This window comes from Streptomyces camelliae, assembly GCF_027625935.1.
In the GTDB taxonomy this organism is placed as follows: Bacteria; Actinomycetota; Actinomycetes; order Streptomycetales; family Streptomycetaceae; genus Streptomyces; species Streptomyces camelliae.
This window is the reverse complement of sequence record NZ_CP115300.1, coordinates 99,977-113,216: the sequence shown is the minus strand read 5'-3', so window position 1 is coordinate 113,216 and position 13,240 is coordinate 99,977. Positions and strand designations below refer to the sequence as shown.

9 protein-coding genes are annotated in these 13,240 nt (G+C 71.5%); 1 reads left to right on the top strand and 8 read right to left on the bottom strand.

Features of this window, described 5'->3' with window-relative positions; genetic code table 11:
* Positions 1-208: 208 nt before the first annotated feature.
* From O1G22_RS00530 to O1G22_RS00495, 8 genes are all read right to left on the bottom strand, one after another.
* The gene (locus O1G22_RS00530) at positions 209-607 is read right to left on the bottom strand and encodes a hypothetical protein (protein WP_270079433.1); all 399 of its coding nucleotides are present in this window, start codon (positions 605-607) and stop codon (positions 209-211) included.
* Between the two features lie 1,210 nt (positions 608-1,817).
* Complete coding sequence (locus O1G22_RS00525; protein WP_270079432.1) at positions 1,818-2,513, bottom strand: TetR/AcrR family transcriptional regulator; 696 nt, start codon at positions 2,511-2,513, stop codon at positions 1,818-1,820.
* Positions 2,514-2,562: 49 nt separating this feature from the next.
* On the bottom strand, positions 2,563-4,227 hold the full coding sequence (locus O1G22_RS00520) for an allophanate hydrolase (protein ID WP_270079431.1): 1,665 nt from the start codon (positions 4,225-4,227) through the stop codon (positions 2,563-2,565).
* Between the two features lie 5 nt (positions 4,228-4,232).
* A complete protein-coding gene (gene uca / locus O1G22_RS00515) occupies positions 4,233-7,826 on the bottom strand; it encodes an urea carboxylase (RefSeq protein WP_270079430.1) in 3,594 nt (1,197 codons plus the stop codon).
* On the bottom strand, positions 7,823-8,623 hold the full coding sequence (locus tag O1G22_RS00510) for an urea amidolyase associated protein UAAP2 (RefSeq protein WP_333492202.1): 801 nt from the start codon (positions 8,621-8,623) through the stop codon (positions 7,823-7,825). The genes uca and O1G22_RS00510 overlap by 4 nt, the downstream gene beginning before the upstream one ends.
* 1 nt (position 8,624) lies before the next feature.
* Complete coding sequence (locus O1G22_RS00505; protein WP_270079429.1) at positions 8,625-9,536, bottom strand: urea amidolyase associated protein UAAP1; 912 nt, start codon at positions 9,534-9,536, stop codon at positions 8,625-8,627.
* A gap of 61 nt (positions 9,537-9,597) precedes the next feature.
* Positions 9,598-11,202 (bottom strand): amino acid permease, encoded by a 1,605-nt coding sequence (locus O1G22_RS00500; protein ID WP_270079428.1) that lies wholly within the window; start codon positions 11,200-11,202, stop codon positions 9,598-9,600.
* A gap of 355 nt (positions 11,203-11,557) precedes the next feature.
* On the bottom strand, positions 11,558-12,355 hold the full coding sequence (locus tag O1G22_RS00495) for an alpha/beta fold hydrolase (RefSeq protein WP_270079427.1): 798 nt from the start codon (positions 12,353-12,355) through the stop codon (positions 11,558-11,560).
* A gap of 36 nt (positions 12,356-12,391) precedes the next feature.
* Here O1G22_RS00495 and O1G22_RS00490 point away from each other — a divergent pair, with 36 nt between their 5' ends.
* Complete coding sequence (locus tag O1G22_RS00490; RefSeq protein WP_270079426.1) at positions 12,392-13,012, top strand: TetR/AcrR family transcriptional regulator; 621 nt, start codon at positions 12,392-12,394, stop codon at positions 13,010-13,012.
* Positions 13,013-13,240: the final 228 nt, after the last annotated feature.

The following is a 13,240-nucleotide window of genomic DNA, read 5'->3' as shown; positions in this document are numbered from 1 at the left end:
GACCCATGTCACATTCTTTTGGCGGTAGATTGCCGTGTGTGCGCGAACGAGCGATGTCGACACATTGGCCGTAAAACTGTCCGGATGCACTTTTGGGCACCGTTGATGCCCAAACAGACATCAGTTCTCGATGTCACGGGCCTGGTGCGCGGAAGTAGTGTATTTGGCGACGGAATCAGCGAACCGACCGCGACCGTTACCCAGGCGCTCACCGCAGTGAGCATTCCAATGCTTCCCGGTGATCGGAAACCCCCTGATAGGCCCTCTGGACCTGCCTCACCACCCCTGCGACACGGAGCCGGGCCATGGCGACCTCACACGCATCGGCCTGGTTCTCGATGCCCCGCCAGCACCGGTCCTGCCACCACAAGATCGTGGACACGAGACGTCGGCGGTCGGACAACTCGTAGCCGTCGCCGATCAGTCTCATACGCCGGGCTACTTCCTCGACGTCGGTGACCGAAGGGCCCAGATCGAGGTACTGCCAGCAGACATGAGCGATATCGTGGATCCGCCCGCCCGGCGCAGCAAGGTCCCAGTCGATGAACGCCGCCGGCCGAAGCTCACCACTGCATAGCTGATAGAGGTTCCCATGCCACATGGCCATCGAGGTAACTGAGGGTTTCACGGCCCTCGTTGTCCAAACCGAGATACCGCGGAGCACCACTCCAGCCACTGGCTTCCAGCAAAATCAGCAGATCACTCACGAACTTCGTGTGACCCGAGGCTGGACGGCGCACCGTGTCTCCGACACGAACGACCGCATTGATGAAACCTCCGGGCAAGGACGACTCGGGCATCCGCCCACCTTGCCTGATCGCTCCCTCCAACGCTCAATGACTTGTCCGGCACTCGATCCGCGCCCGAGACAACTTCGCCAGATGATCTACTACTCAGACTGCCCCTCACGACCAGCGCGAGCACGCCGACAGACGAGCACACCAGCACGCGTCACATCTGTTCAGCCGCCGGTTCACGGTGCAGCATGAACAAGACCGCCCACGCCCGCCCTTTCCCGCGGGAATCAACGCGATCCGGTCGAGGCCGCCGGCACGGCCTTTGCTTCCCCCACAGCGTGGCCAGAAAGGCGCCGCCGGCGAGCGGCGCAGTACAGAAAGACGCCGCAGGCAGCAGGTATGGGCCCGGGCCCTGCAGCGGGGAACTGCACGGCCTGCGGGCTCGGGGCCGGTTTCCCGGGCGCCGCGCGGCCCGAGGGCGGTGGCGAGCACGTCGGCACTCGTCCGGGCGGTCGGGTCGAACAGGACCGACTTGCCGACGCCGGGCTCCCCGACGACGAGGGCACCGCCGGCGCCCTCTCCCCCCGCCGGGGGCCGACGAGGTCGCCGAGCCGGAGCATTTCCTCGGCCCCACGACCGGACGGTGCCGGGGGGAAGACCGGCGCACCAGGCCGACCGGGAGTCACCGGGATTCTGGATCGCCCAGCTCAGCGCGGCCATGGCGCAGGCCGACGGGTTTCCGTAGTCCTTGGAGATCACCTCCGAGGCCGAGGCCGTTCCAGCGCCCGCGCACATGAGGCCGGTGCCCGCGGCCGCCGCGGCGCAGAACAGCTTCACCTTGTGCATGGCATCGGCTCCTGAGGTGAGTGGTGGCCGGGACCAGAAGGAGCATGGCTGGGGGCCCGCTGCCCATGCCGCGCTCGGCCCGGAATGCTCCGGCGGGAAGACGGGTGTGCCCTTACGGCCCGTTCGGACGGCGGCGCCGGCCATTCCTGCCTTGTTCTGGGCCGGAGACCGCGCCCCCGGGTGCGGCGGGAGGATCGCCGGTGCAGTGATCGCCCGGTGCGGCGATCGCGCTCGTCAAGACGTCGGCCGGTCCGAACCGCTCAGCAGCGCCGCCGCCCCGCCCCTCGCCCGGGCCACGGCCCGCTCGTCGAGGCCGCACAGCCGCAGGCACGACGACGCGATGGCGTCCGTGTCGGCCGGATCCGGCTCGCGGGAGCGGCGTATCTGGATGACGACCTCGACCAGCTGGATCAGCAGCTCGCCGATCCGTTCGGCGGGCATGCTCCGGGTGACGTCCTCGGGCGCCGCCAGGGCGCCGAGCGCGCCGTAGCCCGCCTGGAGCCGGCCCCGCTCCGCGCGGAAGGCGTCGAACCGTTCGGCCCGCACCTCCGGCAGCAGATAGAGCGTGCCGATGTTGTAGCTGGTGCGGGAGAGGGTGCGCACGTCCATCGCGGCCACCGCGTAGAGCGCGGCGGCCGGGTCGATCCGTTCGGGCACCAGCGCCTGGATGCGCTCCACCATCCGCAGACTCGGCCGTACGGACGTGGCCAGCAGCTCGGCGAGGATGTCCTCCTTGGTGGCGAAGTGGTAGTACAGCGAGGCCTGCCGGATGCCGACGCGCTCGGCGATCATCCGGGTGCTGGTGCCGGCGACCCCGCGTTCGACGAAGAGCGCCCCGGCGGCGTCGAGTATCTGTTCCCGCGCGGAGGTGCCGGGATCGGACGGCGGCGTGTGCCGGGGCCTGCCTTGGCGGGGACGCGTCGTCGTCATGGCCCCATCCTGCCACCCCGGTGTCAGGCGCCCGCGCCGCCGCCTTCGCTCATGTGGCGGCCGTGTAGGCTCGCCAGCCGCCGAAGCGGGTGATGTCGGGCGCGCCCTCAACGGCGTACGGCTCGGCGAGGAAGCCGCTGACCCGCCGCCCGTCGGCCAGTTCCACGGTGCCGATGGTCATCGGCGGGGGAACGGCAGCGGTGAACGTCCCGAACCCGGCCGCCGGAAGCCGCCAGACCTCGCCCTCGACGCCCTGCCCCGTACCGCCTGCCGCTTCCCCGGTGACGCGGACCAGACCCGGCTTGGGCGGCTCGGTCGGCAGGGCGTACAGCCGGTAGCCGGCGGCCGTGCGCGCCGGGCCCACCAGGGTGCCGCCCGCCTGTACCACCTGGGCGTTGAGCGGCTGTCCGGTGAGGTGGGCGCCGACCACGAACAGGTCCAGCGACGGGTCGGCGAACCGCTCGGCCAGGGCGGCCAGCGTGCGGTCGGAGAAGGCCGGCCCGGTGAACATCACACCGAACGGCAGGCCGTCCACGAACCCCGCGGGCACGGCGAGCGAGGCGCAGTCCAGCAGGTTCGCGAAGTTGGTGAAGCGGCCCAGCCGGGCGTTGGCCCCGACCGGGTCGGCCGCCACCTGAGCGAGGGTGGGGTGCCAGGTGGTGGTCGGGGTCAGCAGCGCCGTACAGCCTCCGAGAAGGACGCGTCCGGCGGCGCCCAGCGCGGCCAGGCGCGCGGTGTCGGCGGCCCAGTCGGCGGCCGTCTTCTCCCGGCCGGCCAGCACGAGCGAGGCGACGGTCGGATCGAGGTCCGTGCCGATCAGGTCGCGGTGCTTCTCCAGATGCGCGCCGACGGCTGCGTACCGCTCGGCGACGAACGCGCCCCCGTACAGCAGCTCCGCGGCCTTCAGCAGCGGCGTGACGTCGGCCTCGACGATCTCCGCCCCGGTGCTCGCCAGCCGGGCGACCGCGGCGTCGAAGGCCTCGCGCCAGCCGTCGGCCAGGCCCTGAAGGTGCTCCGGGGCCGGGACGGCGATCCGAGGGCGCGCGGGAGGCGGCGGGAGCGGGGTCCCGGTGCGGGAGAGCGGGTCGGCCGGGTCCGGGCCCTCGATCAGCTCCGCCGCCGTACGGGCGAGTCGCAGGTCGCGGGCGAAGACGGTGACGCAGTCGAGGGTGTAGCAGGCGGGGACCACACCGGTCACCGGCACCAGGCCCTTGGTCGGCTTGACGCCGACGATGCCGTTGAGGGCGGCGGGCACCCGCCCCGAGCCGGCCGTGTCGGTGCCGAGCGCGAGGTCGGCGATGCCCAGCGCGACCGCGACGGCCGAGCCGGAGGACGAGCCGCCCGAGATGCGGTCCGGGTGCCAGGCGTTGCGCACCGCACCGTAGGGGCTGCGGGTGCCGACGAGGCCGGTGGCGAACTGGTCCAGGTTGGTCTTGCCGAGCACCACCGCGCCGGCCGCGCGCAGCCGCGCGACCGCGGGCGCGTCGGCCCGCGGGACGTACGCGTACGACGGCGCGCCCGCGGTCGTGGGCAGCCCGGCCACGTCGATGTTGTCCTTGACGGCGGCCACCAGGCCGGCCAGCGGCAGCGCGGGGTCGATCCCGGCCGCCTCGTCGAGCACCTCCTCGCGCGGCCTGAGGTGGATCCAGATCTCGGGCCGGTCGGCGCTCTTGACGCGGTCGTAGGCGGCTGCCACACGTGCGGCCGGTGTCATGGCACTCATGCTCGCACCGCCGCGAGGATCTGGCCGGGTGCGACCTGTTCGCCGGGCCTGACGTAGATCGCCAGCAGGGTTCCGGCGGCGGGGGTTTGTATCTTCGACTCCATCTTCATCGCTTCCAGGGAGAGGATCGGATCGCCGTCGGCCATGGTGGCGCCGGGTTCGGCGGTGATCTGCCAGACGGTGGCGGTGAACGGCGCGGTGACCGGGACCGCGCCGTCCGGGACGGTGACGGTGGCGGCGGCCGTCGCGGGTTCCGGGTCGTCGTCGCGGTCGAACTCGCCCGCGGCCCGCCAGCGCCGCTTCTCGGCCTCGAACGCGGCGCTCTGCCGCTGCCTGAAGGCCGCGATCGAGTCGGCCTCGGCGGCCAGGAAGGCGTGGTGCTCGGCGATCGAGAAGGTGCCTTCCTCGACCGGGAAGTCACCGCGGCCGGCGTCGGTCTCGGCGCGCAGTTCGAGCAGTTCCTCCGCCGTGACGGGATACCACTCGATGCGGTCGAAGAAGCGCAGCGCCCAGGGGGAGTCCTGGAACAGGCCACCCCTGCGGAATCGGTTCCAGACCTGCACGGTGCGGCCGACGAACTGGTATCCGCCGGGGCCCTCCATGCCGTAGACGCACAGGTAGGCGCCGCCGATGCCGACGGAGTTCTCCGCGGTCCAGGTCCGGGCCGGGTTGTACTTGGTGGTCACCAGGCGGTGGCGTGGGTCGAGCGGGGTGGCCACGGGGGCGCCGAGGTACACGTCGCCGAGCCCGAGCACCAGGTAGGAGGCGTCGAAGACGGTGCGGTAGACGTCGTCGGCGCTCTCCAGGCCGTTGATACGGCGGATGAACTCGATGTTCCACGGGCACCAGGGGGCGTCGTCGCGCACCCCGGCCATGTACCGCTCGATGGCCAGCCGGGTCGCCGGGTCGTCCCAGCTGAGCGGCAGCCGCACCGTGCGGGAGGGCACCACCAGCTCGTTGCTGGGCGGGACCTCATCCTCCAGTTCACGCAGCAGGGCCGTCAGGTCACGGGCCCGCAGCCGGCGGGCGTCGGTGTGGATCTGGAGGGAGCGGATGCCCGGGGTGACGTCCACGATGCCGTCGGGTGCATGCGCGGCCAGGGTCTCCTGCAGGGCGTGCACCCGCATGCGCAGACCGAGGTCGAGCACCATGGGACCGTACTCGACCAGGACGTTGTCGTCGCCGTCCCGGCGGTAGGTGACAGCCGGCCGGGCGTCGGTGGCCTCCAGACGGCCCAGCACGCCGTCGTCACCGTCACCGCCCGCGCTGGTCAGCGCGGGGGAGGCACGGCGGGCGTCGAGGCCGGCCGCGTCGGCCTCTGCGACCGGTACGAAGCGGACGGTGTCGCCCGGCCGGACCTGGCCGAGCTTCCACAGGTCACCGCTGGCGACCACGGCGGGGCACACGAACCCGCCGAGGGACGGCCCGTCGGGCCCCAGGACGATCGGGGTGTCCCCGGTGAAGTCCAGCGCGCCCACCGCGTACGGGGTGTCGTGGATGTTCGAGGGGTGCAGTCCGGCCTCGCCGCCGTCCTGGCGAGCCCACCGGGGTTTCGGCCCGATCAGGCGGATGCCGGTGCGGGCAGAGTTGTGGTGCACCTGGTAGTCGGTGGCGTAGAGGGTGTCGATGTCCTCGCGGGTGAAGAACTCGGGTGCCGCGTGCGGGCCTTCGGTCACACCGATCCGCCAGTGCGAGACGATCGCGGGCTGCCGCCCGGCCGGGGTGGGGCGGCCGCCTGCGGCCCGGGCGGTCCCGGGCCGCAGGACGTCCCCGGCGCGCAGTGCCCGCCCGCCGTGCCCGCCGAAACCGCCGAGGGTGAACGTCGAGGCGCTGCCCAGGTACGCGGGCACGTCGATCCCGCCTCGGACGGCCACGTAACTGCGCAGGCCGGGCCCCTGGCAGGGGCCGAGCACCAGGGTGGCGCCGGCCGGCACCGGCACCGGTTCCCACCGGGCCGCCGGCGTGCCGTCCACCGTCACCGGGACAGGGGCGCCGGTGACGGCGACCACGGTGGCGTGCGAGAAGCGCAGGGTCAGCCCGCCCGCGGTGACCTCCAGGCCGGGCGCCGTCCGCGGGTTGCCGACGGCCAGGTTGGCCTCGGCGAACGAGACGGCGTCGAACGGCCCGCTCGGCGGCACGCCCACGTGCCAGTGGCCGAGCCGACCGGGCAGGTCCTGCACGGTGGTCAGTGCCCCCGGCACCAGCACGTCGATGCGCGGCTCGGGGTCGCGGGCGGTGTCGAGCGTGCCGGTGCTGTGCACCACCCCGCGCACCTCGCCCCGCACGGTCAGCTCGCGCAGCAGGCCCAGGTTGGTCACGATGCCGTCGACCCGGCTCGCGGCCAGGGCCCGGCCGAGCAGGTCGAACGCGGCGTCGCGGGTGGGGCCCTTGGAGATCACCTTGGCCAGCATGGGGTCGTAGTACGGCGACACCTCCAGGCCGGTCTCGGCGAAGCCGTCGACGCGGACGCCGGGCATGGCGTCCGCACCCTCGCCGGGGAAGACCGCCCGGGTGATCAGACCCGAGGAGGGCAGCGAGTCCTTGCCTGGGTCCTCGGCGTAGACGCGGGCCTCCACGGCGTGCCCGGCGGGTGCCCACTCCCGCTCGAACACGGCGTCGTCGACCTCGCCGTCCCGGGCCAGCAGCAGCATGAGTTCGACGAGGTCGACGCCGTACGCCTCCTCCGTCACCGGGTGTTCGACCTGGAGGCGGGTGTTGACCTCCAGGAAGGCGGCCTCCTCGCGCACCGGGTCGTAGACGAACTCCACGGTGCCCGCGCCCCGGTAGCCGACCGAGGCGAGCAGCCGGCGCGAGGAGTCGTGCAGCAGCGCGCGCACCCGAGCGGGCAGCGCCGGGGCGGGGGCCTCCTCGATCACCTTCTGGTTGCGGCGCTGCAACGAGCAGTCCCGGTCGCCGAGTACGGCGATCCGGCCGGTGCCGTCGCCGAAGACCTGCACTTCCACATGGCGGGCGGGGCGCACCAGGCGCTCCAGGAATACCCCGCCGGAGCCGAAGTTGGACTCCGCGAGCGCCGCGACGCGGGCGAATGCCTCGCGTACCTCGCCGGCCGTGGCGCAGGCCTGCATGCCGATGCCGCCGCCGCCACCGGTGGCCTTGACCATCACGGGCAGCCCGATCGAGGAGGCCGCGGTGACGGCCTCCTCGGCACTCGCGAGCAGTTCCGTTCCGGCCAGCAGCGGCACTCCGGCCGCCTTCGCCAGGGCGCGCGCGGTGTGCTTCTCGCCGAAGGCGGTGATCTGGTCGGCGGTGGGCCCGGCGAACCTGAGGCCCGCCTCCTCCACGGCACGGGCGAAGGCGGTGTTCTCGGAGAGGAAGCCGTACCCGGGGTGGATGATGCCCGCGCCCCGGGCGAGAGCGGCGTCGATGATCGCCTCGCCGCGCAGGTACGACTCGCGGGCCGGCGCCGGTCCGAGGCGGACCGCGTGGTCGGCCTCGCGGACGTGCGGCGCGGCCCGGTCGGCGTCTGAGAAGACGGCGACGGTGGCGAGCCCCATCCTGCGGGCGGTACGGATCACGCGGCGGGCTATCTCACCGCGGTTGGCGACGAGTACGGCGGTGGGACGGGTCACGCGGTTCCCTCCGGAGTGCCGGCGGCCCGCGCGGAGCGTGCTTCGTCGGCCGCCGGTGCCGGGTCCACGACGAGCATCCGCAGCGGGGTCGGGTTGAAGTCGTTGCACGGGTTGTTCATCTGCGGGCAGTTGGACACCAGCACCAGGACGTCCGTCTCGGCGCGCACCGCGACCCGGCGGCCCGGCGCCGACATGCCGTCCACGATGCCCAGCGCGCCGTCCGCCTCGACGGGCACGTTCATGAACCAGTTGAGGTTGGAGACGAGGTCCCGCACCCCGAGACCGCGTCGGCCGGCCTCCGCGAGGAAGTTCTCCCGGCAGCCGTGCTGGAACATCACGTGGTGGCCGTAGCGCAGGGTGTTGGACTCTTTGCCGCAGGCGCCGCCGATGGTGTCCTGGCGGTCGATCTCGTCGGCGACGACGGTCATCAGCGCGCGGCCCTCGTTGCTGCGCAGCACGGTGCCGGTGCGCACATAGGTGTTGCCCTGCCAGGCCAGGGTGTCGGGGACGCTGTAGCGCTCCTCGGGATCGTCGGCGTCGTACAGGAGGCAGTCGGCCGACTGGTTGCCGCCGACATCGACGATCGTCAGGACGTGCCCCTTGCGCACCACCGCCGACCAGGGGGCGTTGGGGGCCACCGTCTCGTCGAGGACGACGGTGCCCTCGACCAGGCTCGCTCCCCGGTCCAGGCGGGAGTCCTCCGCGTACACCGCGCCGACCGGGACGGTGGAGGCGACGGTGCCGCCCGAGACGGTCGGGCAGGTGACCGGTGTGTTCCCGCTCGGTGTGGTCGCCATGTCACAGCCCCCGTGCTTCGCAGTAGTCGACGGTGTTCAGGTACGCCCGGTGCAGTTCCGGCGTGGCGGTGAAGCGCGGCTCGCCGGGGCCGGTCGGGGTGCCGCGCCAGGCGTGCACCCGCAGCGGGCCGACGACGTACTCCGGGCGCGGGTCCAGCGGGTGGACGACGTTGGCGACCAGCACCAACAGGGGCATTTCCGCGACGAGTTCGACATGTGTGCCCGGTCCGGCGCTGCCCTGCCAGCCGAGGGTGCCGTCCGCCTCGACGCGCACGCCCTGGAAGAAGGACACGCCGGGCGGCAGGTCGCGCCGGCCCAGACCGTGCTTGGCGGCCGCCTTGAGGAAGAGCCCACGCCCGGACGGAGACGGTCCCTCGGGCCGGGCGTCACCGTACTTGCGCTCGTTCCAGGCGTCGGTGGTGGTGCCGCAGAAGGCGTCGTGCCGGCCGGAGGAGTCGGCGCTGACGACGGCCAGGACCCGGCCGTCCCCGGACAGCAATGGATGGTTCTCGCCCAGGTAGGCCTGCCAGGGCACCTTCTGGGTGTCGGCGACGTTGAGCCGCTCGACCGGTTCCAGGGCGTTGTAGAGCAGCAGGTGGGCGCAGGCGTCGCCGGTCGGGTCGTCGAACCGCAGCCGGGTGCCGCGGGCGAGCACCTTGTGCGTGTAGCCGCCGGGCGCCACCGTCTCCGCCCACACCAGGGTGGCCGGGTCCACCCCCGGCGGGCGGTGCGGGCTGCCGGACGCCGGAAGGTACGGCATCCACTCCCCGGACCGCCCGCCCTGGGCACGGGCGTCGTGCCGGGCGCTGCGGACACTGTCGGTCAGATGCAGATCACGGGCGCGGGCGGAAACCCGCCCGTTGCGGTGGCTGCCGTGCGGCGCGCCGGCCGTCGGACTCTGCGCGGTGGTCATGATGCTCCCGTCGTCCCTTCGTCGGTGCGTGGTCGGTACCGCTGTCCGCGTCGCCGGACCCTCAGGCGGGCTCGGCGACGGCCTCGGCCTCGCGGGGCGGCTCGGTGTGCGTGTGCGGCACGTGCCGCAGCTCGATACGGCGGTGCAGCCGGCGGGCCAGGAAGTAGCCGGCACCGGCGGCGAGGCTGAGCCCGATGAACAGCAGGGCGCTCCAACGCAGCCACCAGGTACCGCCGGTGAGGTCGTAGATCTCCGTGCGCGGCCAGACCAGGTTGACGGTCATCCCGGCCTGGTAGAGCACCGCGACCGCGTTGACCGCCACTCCCCACCGGCCCAGCGAGAACAGGGGCCGCCCGGTCTCGTCGACGCCCGCCGGCAGCCCGCCGGCGGCCCGCTGCCGGATCCGGCCGACCAGCAGCGGCAGCGTCACACCGAGATAGGCCAGGTACAGCAGGGCGATGCAGAGGCTGGAGAGCGCGGTGAAGATCGCCGCCTGACCGATGTTCACGACGAGCGCGGCGGCGGCCGCGACACCCACCACGATCGACGTGGTGACCGGTGTGCCCGTGCGGGCCGAGACCTTCGCGAGGCGCCGGTGGAACGGAAGGGCGCCCTCGCGCGCCATGGAGTACATCATCCGCGCCCCGGAGGTCTGCACGGCCAGGGTGCAGGCGAACACCGCGACGGCCACACAGCACAGCAGCAGCCGGCCCACGACCGCGCCGAGCCGGTCGGTGAGCACCCAGGACAGTCCGCCCGCGGCCAGCTTCCCGTCGGTCAGGCTGCCCGCCGCCATCAGCCCCGACAGGATCAGCAGCGCCCCGCCGACGCCCGAGGTGATCAGGGCCCGCAGGATGGTACGGGGGGTGGTACGGCGCGGGCTGTGGGTCTCCTCCGCCAGCTCGCCCGCCGAGTCGAAGCCGACCATGACGTACGCCGCCATCAGGGAGGAGGCCAGAAAGGCCCCGGCATAGCCGCCGTGTCCGGCCCAGCCGGTGTGGTGGAGCACCACCTGCGGCCCCCGCTCGGGAAGGAAGAACAGCGCCAGCACCAGGGCGATCACGCCGATGATCTCGACGGTGACGCCGAAGCTGGTGGCGGCGGCCATCTGACGGATGCCCAGGATGTTCACCACCGTGGTGACCGCCAGCAGCAGACAGCCCAGCAGGACCGCGTTCCGCGCGCCGGTCGGGGAGCCGACCGACGGATCGGCGCCCGGTCCGCCGACGATCTGGAACCCCGACCAGATGCCCGGCAGGACCGCCTGCGCGGCGATCGCCGCCGCCGCGACGGTGAGGATCTGACCGATGACCATGATCCAGCCGACGAACCAGCCCGCCGTGGTGCCGGCCAGCCGGCTCGACCACTGGTAGATGGCCCCGGATATCGGCCAGCGTGCCGCCAGTTCGGCGAAACAGAGCGCGACCAGCAACTGCCCGGCGAAGACGAGCGGCCACGTCCAGAAGAACGATGCGCCGCCGAGGCCGAAGCCGAGCCCGAACAACTGGAAGACGGTGGTGAGGATCGACACGAAGGAGAAGCCGGCGGCGAAGGAGGCGAAGCCGCCCACTCCGCGGCGGAGTTCCTGCTGGTAGCCGAGGGGAGCGGTCCTGGTCGTGGCGCCGCCGTGCGGACTGTGCCCGGGGGGAATCTGGGGCCGGCTCATCACCGCACCTCCGATCGGTCGACGAATACCTGTCGCTTGACAGGTATGGCGATCGTCGGCCGGACCTGTCTCCCGCCCGGGTCGCAGGGGTTAACTTCGTGTATCCGCAGCCACGAAAGGGCCCACCCCAGGGGGTCTGGGGTGGGCCCTTTCGTGGCTGCGGCGGGCCGGCGATCAGTGGGCTCTACCTTCTTGATCGGGTTGATCGAGGTGGGGTCACCCAGGGGTGTTGGGTGTGGCTTTCAGCGGGCTGCCGTCTCGTGGCTTCTCTCGCTTCGCCGCAGGCGTGACACGCATCGCTCGACGAGTCGCCTGCGGCCCTCAATGGAGAGAGGTGCGTTGGCATGGGTGCCCATCAGATGGCGGCGAGGTTGTTGAGCAGGTGTCCAAGCTCTGCCGGCGCCTGAATGTGGGCCAGGTGGCCCTGGCCGGGGAGTTCGTGGATTCCGGCGTGAGCGACGTGCTGCCGCACGTTGTCGAACGACGTTCCGTAGGGGGCTGTTCCGCGGTTGCACTGGCCGATGATCAGGTCGACTTGATCTGCCTGTCGCGCCATCACATCCGGAGGCGGCGCCGCGTTGAGCGCGCCGAGTTCGGCGTACAGCGGTCCGCTCAAGCGACGCAAGATCGCCCAACCGTAATGATCGGCCCGGAGATCCTCGACATGCGCAGCGGAGAAGCCGGAGATCTGCCGGTTGACGATCTCGACGCAGCGATCCCAGTCTGCAGTCTCCTCTGCCATCTTCAGGTCCGGCAGTGCATGGCGTCCGAATGGCTGCATCACCGGCTCGTAGGCGATCACCTGGGGAATCGGGCGATCGTTGGCGGCCAGCAAGGTGATCAAGCCGCCGTAGCTCCAGCCGAAGAGAGCCCTCGTGCTGTCGAACTCGTCAAGGACCACGCCGAGGTCCTCAACCTCTGTCTGCAGTGAGTACGAGTTGGTCAACGGCCCCGAGGAAGCACGCCCCCGACGGTTTACGACTACCACTGAGGGCCAGGCGTCGATGGTGCCCGCAACACGGCGCCACGTATGCGCATCACTCATCACGCCCGGAACGACGACGAGGCTCGGGGCATCCGGCTCGCCGTACACATCGACCGTGACCCAGCTGTCCCCGCCGACCGACAGCTTCTTCTGAATCGTTCGCTCCATAAATCTATTATGGAGCGAACGATCTACAATGCAAGCGTGACCGAACGCAACCGTGGACGCCCCCGAGCCTTCGACCGCGACCGTGCGGTCCTTGACGCCGCTCGCCTCTTCTGGCGACGCGGCTACTCCGGCACCTCGACCCGCACCCTGACCGCGGCCCTCGGGCTTTCCACCTCCAGCCTCTACGCCGCCTTCGGCAGCAAGGCCGGACTGTTCGAGGAAGCGGTGCGGACCTACGCCGAGCGTTACCGCGAGATCTACCAGCAGGCTGTCGGCGAGAAGGACATCCAGACGGTCATCGAACGCATCCTCACCGACTCGGTCCACGAGTTCACCCAGCCAAGCGACACGCATCCCGGATGTCTCATCAGCAGCGCCGTGATGACCGACAGCACGAGCACGCTCGATACCAGCGCCTACATCGCCGAACTGCACAGCTCGAACGAGCAGGCCCTCCTCGTGCGCATCGAACGAGCGATCCAGGACGGGGAACTAGCCGCAGGCACCAACGCAGCAGTCCTGACCGGGCTCATCCAATCCATCTGGCACGGATTGTCAGTGCGATCCAACGTCGACACAGCTCGCGAGGACCTGCTCGCGACGGCACAACTTGCTCACCAGCTGATCTGCCAACAACTCACGTCACCAACGTCCTGACCCGCAACACCTAGGTAGCCGAGCGCATCCGCCGCTACGGCGAGTACTCCACCCACGAACTCGTCCTTGAGCCCGAGGCGGACACGCTGCTGTTACAGCAGGTCCTCGCCAAAACGGCCTGGGAGAAGAAGCTCACCGATGAGAACCGGCGCGGCATGACCGCCCTGTTCTGGTCCAACGCCAACCCGTACGTACGACGCCTTCCGCCTGGACATGAACGCCTGGCTC